The sequence below is a fragment of the Photobacterium sp. ABD4_091 genome (assembly GCF_056160145.1).
In genome coordinates this window covers 1,510,581-1,528,966 of sequence record NZ_JBSWWQ010000002.1, presented here as the reverse complement: position 1 = coordinate 1,528,966, position 18,386 = coordinate 1,510,581, and the positions used below count along the sequence as shown (strand labels likewise).

The window sequence follows — 18,386 nt, the reverse complement described above, 5'->3', positions numbered from 1 at the left end:
GTAGTCATTACGTCAGTCTATTAAGCTATTCATTATCCAATCATTATCCAATCATTATCCAATCATTATCCAATCTTGTTAAAGGCTTTACGGTATGGATCTTCTTGCTGGAAGGCTTTTCCTAAGCTTTGAACAATTTCCTCGTTATTGATTTCATTGAGCAATGCGAATAGCTCTGGCCTGTGGGGGTTAACCACCAGTGTCGCCGCAGATAACTCTTGGTGGGAGGCAATAGATTCTGGCTTTGACAGCAATTTTGCACAAAGCCCGGCATGCTCTAACGAAACGGGGCTTGAGGTCATATGCCAAAGACCAATATCGGCTTCTTTATTCAATATCCTTGCAGGGATCTGACGAAAGTCGGTTTCAACGTATTCAAACCCTTCGGCTTGGGGAAATTCAATTTTTGTTAAGCGGACATGGTCAGAAGAGTTATTGTCGATAGCCACACGTGTCGGGTTATGGTTGTCTTTAGCGGAGACAGCGATGAGACGGTTAATTGAGTAATAGGTATCAGCTGCCAATACTTTAATGTGGTTCTCATCAATAGGGTCAGGCATATTTTGTGCGGCACCAAGAGACACTAAAGCGATGTCATAATCCCCTGATAAAACCTGAGAAATACGATGCTCCCCGCCTGGCTGGTGTTCAATAAAGTAGGGGATATTGAGCTTACTGAGCTTATTCGTAATATGGCGAATGAGAATATCGATCTCTATTGAACCACTACTAGGCATTATCAGCTGAACAGGGGCTAACTTCGCGATGTTCCAACATAGCCCGGTATCAATGTGGGTAACGATACGGCCCATATGGCCTCTGGATTGGGTCGAGAGTGCCATTGCGTCTTTCAATTGTTTTAGGGCACGCTGCATGGTGCCAGCGACGATACCATATCGTTCGTGGAACTGTGTGTTTGTGAGTAGCTTACTGCCCAAGCCTGACCTTAAGGCATGGATCACAATATGGCGCTTGGCATTTAGTATGGCTTGGTCATCTGCAAAAGCAGAAGGTCGGGTATTGGACATAAATAACCACTCAACAAGTATCTGTAACGATTAAATAAATTGTATCGAAATCAATAATAACTTACTAACGCTTAATGAATAGCGGTTTGTTATTGCGGTCATTATCATCACAAATTTCTTTGTCTCGAAATTCATAACACTGATTCTTGTGTGCCAGTCAGCGTTTATTGACCTTAATACAGCTATTTTTACTAGAGTTTTGCTAGGGTTAATGAAAGCTATAGGAACGATAAGGGTTTAACTATATGGAAATGGATTGGGTCAATGGCATATTGAGGTTTGACTCCTTTTTTGCCGTCACCATCGGGATTTTGGTGTTGTTCGTGGGTCGCCAGCTCAACAATGTATTCAGGCCGCTCAAAGAGTTCAGTATTCCCGAGCCAGTCACCGGCGGTATTTTGTTTTCGGTGATCATTGCGGTTGTCTACAGCGTATCTGATGTTGCCATCGAATTTGATTTGGTCGCCCGCGATGTGCTGTTGGTGTATTTCTTTACCACTATCGGTATTAATGCCAGCCTTAAAGATTTGCTCAAGGGCGGATTGCCGCTGGTTATCCTTCTTGCTATCACCATTGGCTACATGATGGTACAGAACTTTACCGGGATTGGCGTGGCAAAAGCCTTTGGGCTTGATAGCCCGGTAGGGATGCTGGGGGGGAGTGTTTCACTTATTGGTGGCCATGGTACGGCGATTGCCTGGGCTCCGCGGATTTCTGAAGGTTATGGCATCTCCAATGCGATGGAAATAGGGGTAGCCTGCGCCACATTTGGTTTGATCTTGGCTAGCTTGATGGGGGGACCTATCGCCAAGTTTTTGATCACCCGTTACGACTTAAAGCCGGAGAAAAAAGAAGCGCTCGATGTCGGGTTCGCGGATGATACATCAAATGGTCATATCACCGGCTTTGACTTCCTCGATGCCATTTTATCCATTCATATCTGTGTCATCCTTGGCTACCTTCTCAATGAGTCAATCGCTGAAATGGGCTTGCAGTTGCCTTTGTTTGTCACCTGTTTGTTTGCAGGTATCGTGATGACCAACATTGTGCACAAAATCGGCTTCCGCCGTATTACAGGTACCAGTTGGCCGACGAGAAAACCCGCGATAGCTTTGATAGCAGATATTGCACTAGGCACCTTCTTGGCGATGTCGCTGATGAGCATGCAGCTGTGGACCTTGATTGATTTGGCTGGGCCTATTTTCGCTATCCTGACCGCGCAGTTCATTGTGGCAGTCTTGATCAATATCTTTGTCGTGTTTCCCGCTATGGGGAAAAACTACGATGCGGCGGTGATTTGCTCGGGCTTTGGCGGTATTTCATTAGGCTCAACCCCTACCGCTATGGCAAACATGTCTGCCGTTTCGCAGCGCTACGGTAACTCTCACTTAGCCTTTATCATCGTACCGCTGGTTTGTGCGTTCTTCATTGACTTGGTCAACGCCTTGATGATTCCGTACTTCCTGACGAATTTCTAAATACCTCAGTCACCCCCTGTTTCAGTTAGCCCCGCTCTGCCAATTGAAACAGGGATATACCCAAGTTACTTTGGGTATATGACTATTACTTTCATTTTTTTGATATCAGTATTAGTTCACCGCATTTTCCCTTTTTCATCTATATTTCAATTTATTGGGGGGATAGGGAAGCCATCTATGCGTGCCACTTTGGCCAGTTGTTTTTGTTCGTTAAATTCAGGCTTGTTATCAATGGCTTGGTTCTCGCTAATGGGCCTTTCTAGCCATGTCTTGGCCGAGGAAGGCGCAAGCGGCCACTATCAGCCAGGCACTTTGTCTTCAAGGTTCAATAAAATTCCTCCCAGCAAATCAGTCAATATTTTTGTTGATGCCAGCAAGTACGAGGGAAAGACTCAGCAGAGCCTTATCGTTCCTGTGGCTGGGTTGGCTGTTACTGATTTGGATGTGAAGGATCAAACCTACACACTGAATATGGTTTGGAACCCAGGCATTGAGCTGAAAGGCGGCTGGCAATATGCAACGGCCCTATCTTTGCCTTATCGGGATTTGGATGTGTCGGCCAACCAAACAGCCGTCGAACAAGGGCAACGCCAAAAAGAGTCGGGCAGCGGGCTTGGCGACATTATGTTTTCTCCTTTGATGCTGGCCTACCCCATATCAGAAAACTGGCAGTCAGAACTGCATTTCAATATTTACCTGCCAACAGGAAACTTTGAGGCCGGTAAGCTAGCCAATGTCGGCAAAAACTATTGGACCTTTTCGCCTGTTGCTTGGCTGCAGTATATCGAACCAGTGACCGGGCAAGAATTTACCCTGTCAGGTGGTATTGATTGGAATACGAAAAATGAGGACACCGATTACCAGACAGGAACCCAACTGCATATTGATTCCACGGTGATCCAATACGTGCCTTTGCTTTGGGGGTTCACAGGGATTGGCCTGTCAGGCTACTGGTACCAGCAGATAAGTGATGACTCTGGCAGCGGTGCTGTGGGGGGAGGCTTCAAAGCCAAGTCTGTTGGGCTGGGGCCTGTCCTTAGCTATCGGTCAAAATGGTCAGGAAGGCGGGTAAGGGCGGAATTAAAATGGATAAATGAACTGGACGTCGAAAACAGGCCTGAGGGCGATCTCATATCGCTGAAGTTGTCAGCCCAGTTTTAGCGGTAGGTTTTCATCCCCCTCTGTACTCTCAAACTTCAAACGCTAATATGGTTATGGCTGCGATTAGTGTGTATCACATCTAAGACACAAACGGCATTAGCATCCAAAAAGCATTCGCAATTACTAAGCTGTGGGTAATAATATCCACCCCACCGGACGGGATGACTTTTCTTGATACATCCCGCTGTAAAGTTAAGCAGTTAGGCTGTAGCAAGATGACATATTGCCTATGGCCGTTATGCCTGCTATCCCGCTACTTTCATCGCAGCATTAATGCCACTAGGCGCTTATTTATTTTCTATGAGTTGATGTGGTTATGGCAGCGATGATGTATCAGCCGACCTTCGATCCTATCGAGTCGCTGAGTGATGAGCAGTTGCAGCAGGCAATTGCCGACAGGCTTAATAAGCAGTTGAATAATAAGGATGTTGCCGATCAAACTGCACAGTTTATTATGGATTCTTTGCTGAACTGGCAGGCAGAGAGTATCCCGGTAGCACAGGTAGAGAGTATTCTTGCCTTTGCTTTTGGTAACCGTGTTGCCCCTAATGGGAACCAACACCCTGGCCCGATGAATGAGGCAATTGCTGATACGGTGGTGTCTATATATCGTCGTACCGGCGTGCCTGTTTACGCACAATGGGAGCTCGCCGAAGCCATCGGTAACCGTATTCCAGCTCAAGATCTCCATGCTATCTATCCGCGCTTTTCTGGCAAAGGCACCATGAAGTATCTTTGTACCTTGGGTGTGGCGGAAAAAGCGGTATCCAAGGCGGGTGGGGTCGCAAATTTGGGCAAAACGGCTGTGGTCGCCTTTTATGAGCACAGCCTGCGCACGGTTGATACTGCACGTGGAGCCGGCATTGATGCGTTTTTACCTCATGGGGTAGAGATGCCGCGTCAGTTTGACCCTGACTCAGGCCAGGCTTGGACGCGTGATCAGCAAACTTATGTAATGCATGAAATTCGTACCCGTGCTACCAATGAGCGCGATCGCCTTATTCAAAGTACGAGATCTCATGACAACTCGAAGTAAGTTTTGATATTGCTTACCCAGTGGCCTATGCCTTTCTGCCGTTAATGAAAGGCATAGCCCGCAATTAATATTATGGGCAATTATTTGCACATAACATTTTCCTACCTTACGAAATAACAGAATCTCATCGCATAATTGTGCTTGTGAGTCCTGCTTCCATTTTTGCAAATGTTACTTTCCCCGACCTGTGTCTAGTTGAGCACTGCGCAGGGCTGGAATGCCAGTGCCTATCTTATGGGATGAATAGCCCTTGCCGATAAGTAGTGGTGTGTAAAAGAAAGGCCGAGTCATCGGCCTTTCTTGTTTGCTTTGGTGAGACGTTCATGGAAAGAGTGATGAGAATTAAGAAGAAACATGTCTTTTTCTGGGGGGCAATATTGTTTTTTTCCCAGCTAATTCTATAGCTGATTGACTTTACTGTTGAATCGACAAGCTCGATTAATAGAAAAGCATTTACTGAACTGTGGTATTTCCGGCCAATGATTTTAGTGTCAGGACTATTTCTCATGGCATATAGCCAATATCCACGTAGCCGGTTGGGGGAGGTGGGGCGGTGGATTTACCGCTTAATTCTGTGGGTGATAAAAACTAAACGCTCCCATGGAAGATAGTTTTTTATAATTAGGAGGCCAAGACGTATAGCTGTCATTGACCCCCAATAGTTAGCTTATGCGTTTTTCAACACAAACTCTTCAATCACTTTAGCCACACCGTCGTTGTCGTTGGTGTCGGTAACGTGGTTAGCGATCGACTTGATATCGTCGGTGGCATTGCCCATCGCAACACCCAGGCCTGCGTATTTGATCATGTGGTGATCGTTGCCTGCATCACCCATACAAATCACTTCGCTAGCGTCCAGGCCCAAATGCTCAGCAAGCATGGCAACGCCAGTACCTTTATTGCTGTTCGGGTTCATCAGTTCAAGGAAGAATGGGGCACTTTGCACCACGGTATATTGAGTGTAGAGGCTCTCAGGCAGTTGGTTAATTGCCGCAGTTAGCACCTCAGGATCAGCAACCATCATCACCTTGATCACTTCCTCGTCATCTGCAAGCTCGGCAAAATCAAGCACAGTAGTTGGTACGCCATTTATCACCGACTCATGCTCGGTGTAAGGGTTGTTCTCTGGAGTGATCAGGCCACGTTCTGGGGTAAAAGCATGAATGAAAGTGCCGAAGTCACGAGCAAGGCTAGCGATGTTTTTGGCATCACGGCCGGTCATGATTTGCTTGCGGATCACCGTTTTGCTTGCAACGCGCTGCACCAAAGAAGCGTTGTAGCTCAGGACATAATCACTTTCGCCTGTCATACCCAGTTCATCGAGGTATTTGGTCATACCTTCAAGCGGGCGGCCTGAAGCAAGCACTACTTGTACGCCGCTGTCGCGTGCGGCTTGAATAGCTTGTTTAGTTCGAGGAGAAATGGCCTTCTGCGAGTTAAGCAGTGTACCGTCCATATCAAGGGCAACCAGTTTATACATTGATTCGTCCAATCAGCGAAAAATTTTAGAACCCGCATAGTAATCAATTTTTGTGATCAACTCGACATTCATTGATGATGTTGTTGTGACATTTCAAAGTTAGCTTGATGTGCGTCAATCACCTTATTCCTTAACCTCAGTAACAAGACTTAATTTCATAATTTGTTACCTGTTAGGGAATGGAATAAAGGTATAAGTTTTTGAAATTAATCACAAAATAGATATGTTGCCCTCTTTGTTTCTAACATGCATTAAGTGATTGATTTGTTGGGTTATATTTCTATCAAACCCCAATTTATGTGTGAAACTATCAAACAACTAGAAGTGATTTGTGGTTTTTCTCACTGTTTAATTCGCATGGCGAATTTAATATTTCGGCATCCAACAAGGGGCGAGTGAGAGTGGTATCCAGTTCTACCCCAAATCCATGCTGGATAGTTGCCCCGATAAATAATGATGAGTATGTCTGAGGAATGATCATGAAAAAAACGATCTTGTCTGCTTTGGTTGCCGGAGCCATGTTGTCGCCAGCAGTGAATGCTGCCGCGCCGAATACCGATTTGAATCTAATGCCATATCCACATTCTGTGGAGCTCCGAGAAGGCAAGGTCGAGATTGATGGTGACTTCAAGGTATTCATCAAAGGCTATCAGTCTGATCGTGTTGCCTTCACCGCCAAGCGTTTGCTAAAACGCCTTGAACGCCAGACCGGTGTACCAATGCTAAATCCATATGTGGATAGTGAAGAAAAAGCGACACTGGTGATCGATATCGATCAGGCGCCAAAAACAGCTGTACAGACCGTTGAAGCCGACGAGTCATACACGCTGACAGCCAAGAACGGCAAGATTGTACTGGCCTCCGAGCGCCCATATGGTGCGATTCGTGGTATCGAAACCCTGCTTCAGTTGGTTGAAACCGACGCTAACGGTTATTTCGTACCTGAAGTGACCATCGAAGATACACCGCGTTTCCCGTGGCGTGGTGTGTCATACGATACTTCGCGTCACTTTGTAGAAATCGATGTGATCAAGCGCCAGCTCGATGCGATGGCCTCTGCGAAGATGAACATTTTCCATTGGCATATCTGGGATGACCAAGCCATCCGTATCCAGTTGGATAGCTATCCGAAACTATGGCAGATGACCTCTGATGGTGATTACTACACCAAAGACGAAATCCGTGGTGTGGTTGAGTATGCACGTAACCTAGGTATCCGCGTGATCCCTGAGATCTCATTGCCGGGCCACGCTTCGGCGGTTGCCCATGCCTATCCTGAACTGATGTCTGGCGGCGAAGGCCAAAGCTACCCGCACCAGCGCGAGTGGGGTGTGTTTGTTCCGCTGATGGATCCAACGAACCCTGAGCTTTACACCTTCTTAGGTAAAGTGTTTGACGAAGTGGTTGAGCTGTTCCCAGACGAGTACTTCCATATCGGTGGTGATGAGCCAAATTACTCTCAGTGGACAGAAAACGAAGACATTCAAGCCTATATCAAAGAAAAGGGCCTAGACGGTAACCATGGCCTGCAGTCTTACCTCAACAGCCGTGTTGAGAAGATGCTTGATGAGCGCGGCAAGAAGATGATTGGCTGGGATGAAATCTGGCATAAAGATCTACCGACGTCGATTGTGATCCAAAGCTGGCGTGGCCATGACAGTATTGGCCGTGCAGCACAGGAAGGTTACCAAGGTATCCTATCAACGGGTTACTACCTCGATCAGCCGCAACCAACCAGCTACCACTACCGCAACGACCCAATGCCAACAGGCATCACGGTTGATGACAAATTGCATAGCGGCGAGAAATTTGCCACTTACGAGTGGGAGAAACCACGTACCAAGGGCGGCCCGCGTAAAGGCTTGATCACCATCATTGAAGACAAAGAAGGTAACTTCCGTGCCTTTACCGACTACAACGGCAAGTCGCGTGAAGAGGTGTACATCCTTGAGTATGTGCCGGGCAAAGTATTCCGCGGTCATTTTGACAACTTCATGTCATACACCGAGTTCAACCTTGCTTTCGATGGCGCAGAACTGGCCGAGCCGAGCTACCAGTTGATTGGTAATGTCCGCTGGCCAACCACAGGCAAGCTGATTGCGGGTACAGAGATTGAAGGCTCTGTGATCCCTGAGCCAAATGGCGGCTACCCAGCAGAACTGACTGAGGAGCAGCAGAAACTGATCTTGGGTGGTGAAATTACAGCTTGGGCGGAAAACTACGACACGATGACGGTTGAAAACCGCCTATGGCCTCGCAGCTATGCGATTGCCGAGCGCTTCTGGTCGCCAGCCGAGCTGACTGACGAAGACAGCATGTACCAGCGTATGGCAGCAATTGATAGTTGGTCCGAGATCTCTCTGGGTCTGCAGCATCACAACAAAGCCATGATGATGTATAAGCGTCTGGCAAACGGCAACGACGTTCAACCGCTAGTGGCTCTTTCAGAGTACACCGAGCCTGCACAGTACTATGCGCGTAACTGGGAGAAGTGGATCCAGACCCCGAACCATGGTGATCTATACAACCAATACGAGCGCTTGAACCGCTTTGTTGATGCATTGCCGGTAGAGAGCCATGCAGTTTATGAAATGGAAGAGCTGGTTGGCGAGTATGCTGGCGGTAACAAAGACGCGTTGGAAGCATTGAAAGCCCACTATGCGAAGGTAATGGACGCGGCACAAAACGCCAAGCCAATCTTGGCGGCTAATGTGGCATCGGTGGACAGCGTAGTCATTGCTGAGAAGACGATCGAGGTCGCGAAGATGGGTCAGGCTCTGATTGCCAAGCTGGAGAACAACCAGTCACTTAGCGAGCAAGAGCAAAATGAATATCTAGTTAAATTGAATGATGCAGCGAAAATTTATGATGAAGCCATTGTGGCAATAGTGAAACCGACGGAAATACTGGTTAAGCATTTCAACGGCGATAATTAATCACACCAACTTTATTAGATTGATAATCAATATAAAAGCGCGCCAGCCATGGCGCGTTTTTTTGTTTTGTTGAGGATTGAAAGTAAATAAAAGTATTCATGGTGGTGATAAATGTTCGCAAGTATCAATTTTGCAAAATATGTTTGACATTGTATGCAAAATTATCGATATTTTATGCTTCATTTCTAAGCTGTAGATGAAGAATTATAATGAGCGATACAACAACGGACGTTGTCCAAAACAAAACCTGGAAAATGCCAGATACACTGGTATTGATCTTCTTTATTAGCCTGCTTGCAACGGCAATTACCTATGTCGTACCTGCAGGTATGTTTGAAACCCAAGATATTTCTTACATCGCCGACGGGGCTGAAAAGACCCGTACCGTGCTAGATCCTGAATCGTTTACTTACGCGACAGATGAGCAAGGCGAACTGGTTTACAATAGCGTTGGTTTGTTCGCCAGTGGCGGCGGCATTGGCCTGATGAACTTTGTGTTCGAGGGCTTGGTCTCCGGCTCCAAATGGGGCTCGGCGATTGGCGTTATCATGTTCATGCTGGTGATCGGCGGTGCGTTTGGCATCGTGATGCGCACAGGCACTATTGATAACGGCATCCTTCGTTTGATTGACCGTACTAAAGGCAGCGAATCCCTGTTTATTCCTGTGCTGTTTTCCCTGTTTTCACTGGGGGGCGCTGTATTTGGTATGGGTGAAGAGGCGGTGGCATTTGCCATTATCATTGCCCCGCTGATGGTCAGGATTGGCTACGATGGCATCACAACGGTGATGGTGACTTACGTCGCGACCCAAATTGGCTTTGCTGCATCATGGATGAACCCGTTTTCGGTTGCAGTGGCCCAGGGTATTGCTGGCGTGCCTGTCCTTTCTGGTGCCTCGGTACGTATCGGCCTTTGGATCATGTTTACCATCATCGGTATTGCATTCACCATGTGGTACGCCAATGGCGTGAAGAAAGATCCGACCAAGTCATTCAGCATCAAAGGCGATGTTCATTTTAAAAACCAAGAAGCCTCTGTGACATCTTCTCGCTGGAACCTAGGCGATACCCTTGTCATGTTCACCGTTGTTGCGACTATGGTGTGGGTGATCTGGGGCGTAGTCGCCCATGCTTGGTACATTCCTGAAATCGCTTCCCAGTTCTTTACCATGGGTTTTGTCGCTGGCTTGATTGGCGTAGTGTTCCGCCTTAACGGCATGACAGTCAATGATATGGCTGATGCGTTCAAAGAGGGCGCAAGCATCATGCTGGCTCCGGCGCTGTTGGTCGGTAGTGCCAAAGGTATCTTGCTGATCCTTGGTGGTGGCGGTGACGCAACAGAAGCTAGCGTACTGAATTCTATTCTGAGCAGTGCCGGTAATGTTATAGGCTCTCTGCCGGAAGTCATGGCGGCTTGGCTGATGTATGTGTTCCAGTCGGTGTTTAACTTCTTCGTGACTTCTGGCTCAGGCCAGGCTGCACTGACGATGCCATTGATGGCACCACTGGCTGATTTGGCAGGTGTGACTCGTCAGGTTGCAGTATTGGCTTTCCAGTTGGGTGATGGTTTTACCAATATCATCGTACCGACGTCAGCTTCCCTAATGGCTACATTGGGCGTGTGTCGTATCGACTGGGGCGACTGGGCGAAATTCGTATGGCGCTTCATCGCCCTGCTGTTCGTGCTGTCGAGCGTCATCGTAGTGACTGCACACGTAATGGGCTTTGCGTAATCGCTAGCAAATCGATTAGAGTGGATGGGCAGGCAACTGCCCATTTTTTTTGCATATGACAAAATTCAACACAATGGGGATGGAGAGTGGGGATGAAGAGAATGGCGGAAATGAAGACCCGATACACCGATGACGTTTTACAAGGCCATCAAGTGATCACCCGATTGGATGTCGATGAACTGCCTATGGGCTGCCATCGTTTTTGGTTCCGTCCTCAGGAAAATGGCATCGGCCAAAGTTGGCACTTACCGGTTGTGGTGTATCGTGGCGAGCAGATTGGCAATGCACCTAAGGTGATGATTACTGCCGGTGTCCACGGCGATGAACTTAATGGCGTGATCACCGCGCAGAAAATCATCCAACACCTTGCTGAGCAGGCGGTGGTAGGGACGGTGGTTATAGTCCCCACCGTGAATGTCTCAGGTATGCTGATGCATACCCGTGATTTTATTTTGTCAGACCCTGATGCATCGCCGACCAACTTGAACCGTATTTTCCCAGGTAACCCTGAAGGTGATGCCGCCCAGCGTTATATCGCCTCCATATGGTATGACTTGCTTGCACACAATGCGGATATCGCCATAGACCTGCATACCCAGACTCGCGGTGCAGCCTATCCGCTTTATGTATTTGCGGATTACCGTATTCCGCAGGCTGTGAAAATGGCTCGCCTGATGAATCCAGACTGTATCTTCGATGATCCGGGTGATGATGGTGTGCTGGAAACGGTATGGAACCGTAGTGGCATTCCATCAATTACGGTCGAAGTGGGGGCAGGTAAAGTCCTTCAGCCAGATATGATCGCCCGTTCTGTCGATGGAGTGATTAACATTCTAAAATCAGAAGGTGTGTTTGAAGGAGATATCAGCCAACCTCAGCATGAATGTTATGAAGGTAAAAACATCTTCACTGTTCGCGCTTCATTAGGCGGTTTTGCACTGCCCAAAGTGGAGATTGGCGATCGTGTTCAGATAGGTCAGTTAGTTGCAGTTCAATACGACAGTTTCGGTGATGAAATCCAACGCTATCATGCACCGACCAGCGGCTATGTATTGAGCGTGAACCTTGACCCGATGCGTGAGCCGGGCACCTTGCTGGTTCGATTGATTCAATAAGCGTGATCAAAACATCCCATAGGTTGATAAACGCCACCCGACTATTTTCTCAATGGAGCTCTCTATTATAAGAGCTGTCGGTGGCGTTTTTTTATCGCTAAATTGCTAAAAAGTTAAATTGCAAATGGCTGAAAGCGTAAATGGTGGACTTGGCTATTTTGCACGCTAAGGCTAAGTGTCTTGAGGGAGCGAATGAGCAGTTGTAGCGAAATTAGCAATCGGTAGCTGGTATCTACATTTTCTGCAGCCAGTGTGAATTGTAAATTTGACTCCCTATCCATTCCGGTTAAATAACGCTTTAGTTCAGCCAGCAATTGATCAAGTTTGTGCTGATGGGAGGTTATCTCTTCGCTCACTGTGGAATCTTCCAAAATCGCGCTTAGCGATGTCAGGATCTCGGTGATCAGCCTATCGAGTGCGTGATGGTGTGCGGATTCTAACCAACGCAGATAATTATCCTCGAACGCCCGGTACATCAAGCAAGTGATGTAGGCGTTGGATATGACACGTTTCATCTCTGTGGCTTTAAGCTCAGGGTAGGCTGCCAAGTTCATTCGACCAATGGCAACGTCTGCCATGGCTACTGAACGTAACGGATCCTGTCTTAACGAATAGAGCTTTGACGTTAATCCTTTGTTCTTGCTCACGGCCTGTTCGTTGAGTGTGGCGAGTTGTTGCAAGCCATGTTGAATCCCTGTTCTTAACCGGCCGAGCTCACGCAAGAAAGTGGATTCGGGCGTACCGGGAAATACAGTATGATTGATGAAAAAAACAATCAACATCACGATGCCAATGAGCATTAATTGCAGCAGTGCAAGCTGAATATCATAGACAGGTGTCAGTTGCATCGCGCCGCTGGTCATCATGATCAACAATTGGGTGCCCAGCATGCGTTGAAGCGCTTGCTGGGGCTGGTTGAACAGATACCAAATGCCAAATGTATTAATGAAATAGAACGCCGCAAGTTGCCATACTTCGGTCAGCATTGGCATCAGTAATACGTACTGGGCTAAGACAAACAATGACCACGTAAACTTGGAAAACAGCAGGGTTTTGACGTTGGCAAATGGCAGCGATAAAACCACGGTGCTGAGTATGGCACCAAGCAGGACAATCATCGCGCCACCGGGCATAGGCACGAAAAGCCACAATACAATGCACGTCCAGATCACCAAACTGGCTTTTAAGGCATGAATGGCACTGTCTGGGCGAAAGGACCAGCGCCGGCTTGGTCTCTTTGATGTTTGATTTGGTGTTTGATTTGATTCGCTATCCCTGTGGTAGCTGTGGCCGGTGACTGACCTCAAGGTGGCTAGGATATCATGCTGCAGCCTATCAATATCCGTTAGCAAAGTGCCCAATACCAAACTGGCACCGTGGTGATTTTGCTCGCTAGAACCCTGTTGGACATTTGTTGATATTGTCGGTAGTAGCGAGATCTGCTGAGGCGAAAACTGGACATGTTTATCGTATATGGCCTCTGTGACATCACCACCTGTCGTTTCAACTTCTTCAATCGTTTCACCCTCTAGCATGGACAAAGCATGGTTGGCTCTGTGAATGAGTCTTTCTAGTAAGCCCTCAATGACCTTACACTGTTCAGCTGTCATTGTTTTTTGTGTCACAGAACTGGCCTCTGCCAAATGCCCGCATAGCAAAGCCCATTGGTTCAGTTGATCCAATAAAGATCGCCATTTTGAGTAGTCTTGAGCGACATGGTAACTGTCGGCACTGGCTGCGTAGATCAGATCTTCTAAGCGGGTGAGTTGTTTTAGGCTATCGCCCAGGTTGAGCTCTTTGGTAAAGGTACCGTGCTCAATAAGTTCGTCTTTGGCAGCTTGCAATTGCTTGGCTTGGTTTTGATAGTAAAGACGCAGGGTTGAAATCACTACAGAGCGGCTAGAACCCGGCCATAGCAAACTGAATACTAAGGTAAAACAGAGAATACCCAACACGGTTTCCTGTACCCGCAGCACCGCCACAGAAAAAGTCAGCTCTGGCAGCAACTTACCCATCACCAATATTATCGAGCAAACCATCAAGCAGATTGTCCACATGTAGCCATTGCGTGGGTTACCCTGCAAATAGACGCAAAGTGCAGCAAACAAGCTATAACAAACCAAAAATGGCAAGGGTTGCTGGGCAAAAAGTCCCACCAGCACAAATGCGGATACTACGCCAAGTAACGTACCGACCAGTCGGTGGCGGCCTTTTTTCAACGAGTGCCCAGAAGTCTCGGTTGCCGCCATAACGACGACAGCGAAGCCTGCCCAGTAGGGACGATCCCAGCCTAGCCAAAGTGCACTGACGATGGCAAGGGTAAGGGCTATGGCCACCTTCAGTGGCAAGATGCAGCGTTGGCTGAGCATAGACGTTCCTTACAGGGATGCTTGTTGATGCGATTTGTTGATCATGATTGACGCGGTTGATCCCACTCTCAGCTGGAGTGATTCTGGCATCTCATCAAGAGTGATCCTTACAGGAATGCGTTGGGCAAGCCTGATCCACTGAAAGTTGGGATTCACATTGGGAAGCAGTGATACGCCAGTACTGCCATCTTGGTGTGCAATACCATACCCGATGCTATCGACATGGCCAGACAATGGTTGGTTACGGTAAGTCATTAAGGTTACTACGGCATTTTCGCCCAACTCGACATCTTGAATATCGGTTTCTTTGAAGAAGCCTTCGATCCAAAAACTGCTCTTATCAATCAAAGCCACAACAGGTTGGTTAGCAACAACTTGACTGCCGATACGCAAATTGAGGTTGGTGATGTAGCCGTCGACCGGTGCGGTGACCTTAGTGAAACTGAGGTTGAGCTTGGCCTCATCAAGGGCTGCCTTGGCGACTTTTACACCGGCTAGAGCTGACTCGACAGCGTTATTTAGCTGGCTAAGTGACAACTGCGAAATTGAACCTGGTTGGCGACGTGACAAAGACTGGCCGCGTTTGGCTTCATCCTGTGCTTTTTTCAGTAACGCTTGAGCCTGCGCCAAACTGGCTTTGGCTTTAGCTAGGGCCGCTTCATACGGGCGAGCGTCGATTTCAAATAAGGTTTCACCAGCGCTAACAGTACTGTTGTCCTTAATTGGTAAGGCGGTAATCGGGCCGGTTACCCGTGGCGTAATTTGGATGACTTGAGCGCGTACTTGGCCGTCTCGTGTCCAAGGGTTAGCGAGGTATTGTTGGTATTTCCAACCTACAGATGCGATAGCCAGTATAAGTAAGCACAGGGTAATGCTGAAGCGTTTGAACAAGATAGTCTCCAAGGTAACTCAAGAAGGAAAAACATACGTACCGACAATAACGGTATAAATGATGGTCAGTGACAGCTCGACTAATGGTGGGCTGGCAACGTGTCGAAACCAGCGCATACGGTTAAACAAACGGACAGTGAGCGAGGTACAAACCAACCCCAGTAGCGCAGCAACGAGCAGAGGAGGGAGGTATAACTCACCTACTGCGACCTCTTTGGGAACAGCAAACAACACAGTGTTTCTCTTATAGGTAATAGCGAAGAACAGATCTTATGAATAAAGTTGTCTGCGATAAATTCATCAGCAAGGAATTCACTAGAAACTCTTGGTTTCGAATCTTGGTTAAAATAGAATCTATAGATTGGCAATAATGGAGCAAGCTGTTGGACCGCTTAACCAGTATCGAAATTTTTGTCCGGGCCGTTGAGTTGGGCTCGTTTGCTGCCGTCGCAGAAGAGCGGGGGATCAGTGCCCAAATGGTCGGCAAGCACGTCAGGGGGTTGGAGGCATCTATCGGTGCTAAATTGTTAGCAAAATCCACCCGCTTCCAAAGCCTGACAGCAGCAGGGGAGCAGTATTACCAGCGCTGTTTGGTGGTGCTGGATGAGCTGAAGGCGGCCCAGGAAGATATTTACCGCAATATGAACGAACCCACAGGTAGTTTGAAAATCGCAACTGGGGTGAACTTTGGTATCAAGGCACTGGCTCCTATTCTTGCCCGGTTCCAGCAACAATACCCCAAGCTCGAGATTGACCTTACGTTGGATAATAACCCGCCGGATATGCAAAAAAGCGAGTATGACGTTATCTTCAGAGAGCGTTTGGAGGGGTATGATTACCTCGTCGCGACCAAGTTGCGCAGTTATCCCATGATCGCCTGCGCCTCACCGGCTTACCTCAAGCGATACGGCACCCCGCAGCATCCTGACGAGCTGGAGCAACATCAATGTCTGCTGAGCAATTTACCTCAGGCCCCGCATAAGTGGCGGTTCTTCGATGGCAAGAAAATCAATACACCACAAGTGGGCTCCTGTTTTACCATGAATAGCGGTCAGGCCATGTTGGCAGCGGCGTTGGAAGGTGCCGGCATTACTTTGCAGCCAACTTTTCAAGTGAGCGAGGCACTGGCTGATGGTTCATTGCTGCCCATTTTGCAAGACTACACCTTACCCGCGGTAGACCTCTATATGCTCTACCGGCCTTCACTGCGCAATACGGCTAGGTTGACTGCGCTGCAGGCATTTGTCCGCCAGTCATTGGAGAATCATCTAATTGATTAAATCAAAAACCGAAGAGCTGGAAGTTTTTCTGGCGGTGATTGACTGCGGTGGCTTCTCAGCTGCTGCCAATCAGCTAGAAATGCAGGTGGCCAAGGTATCCCGCTTAGTGGCTAATCTGGAAAAGACCATGGGTTGCAGCTTGCTGCATCGTACTACGAGACGGGTAGAACCGACCCACGAAGGGCTGATGTTTGCCCAGAGCGTCAGGGCTGGACTAATGCTGATCCAGGATGCTCAAGAAAGGTTGAGCTCACAGCAATCCTCACCGACAGGGCGGCTACGGATAGATGCCGCCAGCAGTGTCATGACCCATCAAATTGTCCCGCTTATCAAGCCGTTCCAGGAAGCCTTCCCGGGTATCGAAGTCGAACTGGCAACCAATGAAAGCATTATCGACCTACTGGAAAAACGTACTGATGTAGCCATTAGGGTCGGGACACTCAAAGACTCCAATTTGCACGCTAGGGTGCTAGGGCAAAGCCCGTTAAAGCTGGTGGCCTCGCCTGACTATATTGCGCTAAATGGTGAGCCAAAGGATATTGAGTCGCTACTGTCACACAAGCTTATTGGTTTCTCGGGTCAGCCCCACCTCAACAAGTGGCCGCTATCCGGAGAAGTGCTAGACCCGGCATTTTCGACGCTGGCGACCAGTGGTGAAATCATCCGCCAGCTGTGTCTGGCAGGCATGGGGATTACTTTGCTCTCTCAGTTTACTGTCTGGAAAGATATTGCTGAGGGGCGTTTGGTGAGCCTTTGCGAAGGTCAAATTACTTCCCCGCATCCAAGGGAGTCGGTGCAGGCGGTGTATTATCAAAACTCGGCACCATCGCCACGGATAACCGCGTTTTTGGATTTCATTCAATCGCGGCTTAGCTTGTAAATTAGGTATCTATTAAATCATATGGTTAGTATCAGTTTGATTGCTTACAGCTACCGATGAATGATTGCCATACTTTCTTAATAAGTGAGAAGGTGTTTTGTTAATTATTGTCTTTTTTGATGGTAATAAAGGCGTAAACTAATACTCAGTTTTTATACATCAGAGAGTTGAACCATGACAATTGCAATGCCGGTTTTGGGAGCAGGGACTTTCCGCCTGAAAGGTGAAGACGCATATAACTCAGTGGCGATGGCACTAGAAGCGGGTTACCGCCATATAGATACGGCACAGATCTACGGTAACGAAAAAGAAGTCGGTGCTGCGATTGCAGACTCTGGTATTGCCCGCAGTGATATCTTTTTGACTACGAAGATCTGGATGGATAAATTCGGTAAGGATGCATTCCTGCCAAGTATTCGTCAGAGCCTGGCTGATTTGCAGGTTGAGTATGTGGATTTGCTGCTAATTCATTGGCCGTTGAAAAACGAAGAAGTCGCAATGGCGGATTATCTGGCAAGCCTTAAAGAAGTGAAAGAGCTGGGGCTGGCCAAGCAAATCGGTATCTCAAACTTTACTGTTGCCCAGATGCAGCAGGCGATTGATATCTTGGGTGCAGAGGCAATTTATACCAACCAGGTTGAAGTACACCCGTACCTGCAAAACCGCAAAGTAGTCGATTTCTGCCGTGACAACGGCATTATTGTGACGGGTTACATGCCGTTTGCGTACGGTGATGTACTCAAAGATGAAGCCATTGCTGGAATCGCAAACAAGCATCAGGCTACGCCTGCACAAATTGTACTGGCTTGGATGCGTCAGAACGAATTTGTAACGATCCCATCCTCGACTAAGCGTGCCAATATCGAGAGCAACCTGAAGGCTTCAGCCGTTGCGCTAGATGATGCAGACATGGCGGCAATCGCCGAGCTTGATCGTAACCATCGCCTCGCTAATCCTGATTTTGCGCCAGAGTGGGATTAAGGTCGTCCTGTAATCGAT

General features: G+C 47.9%; 14 protein-coding genes. 9 read left to right on the top strand and 5 right to left on the bottom strand.

Features of this window, described 5'->3' with window-relative positions; all coding sequences use genetic code 11:
* Positions 1-65 precede the first annotated feature (65 nt).
* Positions 66-1,028 (bottom strand): YhfZ family protein, encoded by a 963-nt coding sequence (locus ACXAGQ_RS21335; protein WP_475244779.1) that lies wholly within the window; start codon positions 1,026-1,028, stop codon positions 66-68.
* A 251-nt stretch (positions 1,029-1,279) separates the two neighbouring features.
* Between ACXAGQ_RS21335 and gltS the strand changes: the two genes are divergently transcribed.
* The 3 genes from gltS to ACXAGQ_RS21320 all read left to right on the top strand — a co-directional run bounded on the left by gltS (position 1,280) and on the right by ACXAGQ_RS21320 (position 4,703).
* Positions 1,280-2,506, top strand: a complete 1,227-nt coding sequence (gene gltS / locus ACXAGQ_RS21330) for a sodium/glutamate symporter (protein ID WP_475256659.1) — start codon at positions 1,280-1,282, stop codon at positions 2,504-2,506.
* A gap of 177 nt (positions 2,507-2,683) precedes the next feature.
* Positions 2,684-3,667 carry a SphA family protein gene (locus ACXAGQ_RS21325; RefSeq protein WP_475244780.1) on the top strand — a complete coding sequence of 328 codons (984 nt, stop codon included), beginning with the start codon at positions 2,684-2,686 and terminating at the stop codon, positions 3,665-3,667.
* Between the two features lie 316 nt (positions 3,668-3,983).
* Positions 3,984-4,703, top strand: coding sequence for a hypothetical protein (locus ACXAGQ_RS21320; protein ID WP_475256555.1), 720 nt, complete (start codon positions 3,984-3,986; stop codon positions 4,701-4,703).
* A 667-nt stretch (positions 4,704-5,370) separates the two neighbouring features.
* On the opposite strand, the gene yidA is transcribed toward ACXAGQ_RS21320, so the two are convergent.
* Positions 5,371-6,183 carry a sugar-phosphatase gene (gene yidA / locus ACXAGQ_RS21315; protein ID WP_475256553.1) on the bottom strand — a complete coding sequence of 271 codons (813 nt, stop codon included), beginning with the start codon at positions 6,181-6,183 and terminating at the stop codon, positions 5,371-5,373.
* Positions 6,184-6,662: 479 nt separating this feature from the next.
* Between yidA and ACXAGQ_RS21310 the strand changes: the two genes are divergently transcribed.
* The 3 genes from ACXAGQ_RS21310 to ACXAGQ_RS21300 all read left to right on the top strand — a co-directional run bounded on the left by ACXAGQ_RS21310 (position 6,663) and on the right by ACXAGQ_RS21300 (position 11,967).
* Positions 6,663-9,119 carry a family 20 glycosylhydrolase gene (locus ACXAGQ_RS21310; protein ID WP_475256552.1) on the top strand — a complete coding sequence of 819 codons (2,457 nt, stop codon included), beginning with the start codon at positions 6,663-6,665 and terminating at the stop codon, positions 9,117-9,119.
* 254 nt (positions 9,120-9,373) lie between these two features.
* Positions 9,374-10,852, top strand: a complete 1,479-nt coding sequence (gene yfcC / locus ACXAGQ_RS21305) for a putative basic amino acid antiporter YfcC (RefSeq protein WP_475256658.1) — start codon at positions 9,374-9,376, stop codon at positions 10,850-10,852.
* A gap of 110 nt (positions 10,853-10,962) precedes the next feature.
* Positions 10,963-11,967 carry a succinylglutamate desuccinylase/aspartoacylase family protein gene (locus ACXAGQ_RS21300; RefSeq protein WP_475256657.1) on the top strand — a complete coding sequence of 335 codons (1,005 nt, stop codon included), beginning with the start codon at positions 10,963-10,965 and terminating at the stop codon, positions 11,965-11,967.
* A gap of 113 nt (positions 11,968-12,080) precedes the next feature.
* On the opposite strand, the gene ACXAGQ_RS21295 is transcribed toward ACXAGQ_RS21300, so the two are convergent.
* From ACXAGQ_RS21295 to ACXAGQ_RS21285, 3 genes are read right to left on the bottom strand one after another with little or no spacing between them, the layout of a single operon-like run.
* Positions 12,081-14,336, bottom strand: coding sequence for an FUSC family protein (locus ACXAGQ_RS21295; protein ID WP_475256551.1), 2,256 nt, complete (start codon positions 14,334-14,336; stop codon positions 12,081-12,083).
* 9 nt (positions 14,337-14,345) lie between these two features.
* Complete coding sequence (locus tag ACXAGQ_RS21290; protein ID WP_475256550.1) at positions 14,346-15,227, bottom strand: HlyD family secretion protein; 882 nt, start codon at positions 15,225-15,227, stop codon at positions 14,346-14,348.
* Positions 15,228-15,245: 18 nt separating this feature from the next.
* Complete coding sequence (locus tag ACXAGQ_RS21285) at positions 15,246-15,461, bottom strand: DUF1656 domain-containing protein (RefSeq protein ID WP_475256548.1); 216 nt, start codon at positions 15,459-15,461, stop codon at positions 15,246-15,248.
* Positions 15,462-15,610: 149 nt separating this feature from the next.
* Between ACXAGQ_RS21285 and ACXAGQ_RS21280 the strand changes: the two genes are divergently transcribed.
* The 3 genes from ACXAGQ_RS21280 (at position 15,611) to dkgB (ending at position 18,368) form a co-directional block, all read left to right on the top strand.
* On the top strand, positions 15,611-16,507 hold the full coding sequence (locus ACXAGQ_RS21280) for a LysR family transcriptional regulator (RefSeq protein ID WP_475256546.1): 897 nt from the start codon (positions 15,611-15,613) through the stop codon (positions 16,505-16,507).
* The gene (locus ACXAGQ_RS21275; protein ID WP_475256655.1) at positions 16,503-17,387 is read left to right on the top strand and encodes a LysR family transcriptional regulator; all 885 of its coding nucleotides are present in this window, start codon (positions 16,503-16,505) and stop codon (positions 17,385-17,387) included. The genes ACXAGQ_RS21280 and ACXAGQ_RS21275 overlap by 5 nt, the downstream gene beginning before the upstream one ends.
* Positions 17,388-17,561: 174 nt before the next feature.
* A complete protein-coding gene (gene dkgB / locus ACXAGQ_RS21270; protein WP_475256545.1) occupies positions 17,562-18,368 on the top strand; it encodes a 2,5-didehydrogluconate reductase DkgB in 807 nt (268 codons plus the stop codon).
* The last annotated feature ends 18 nt before the right edge of the window (positions 18,369-18,386 follow it).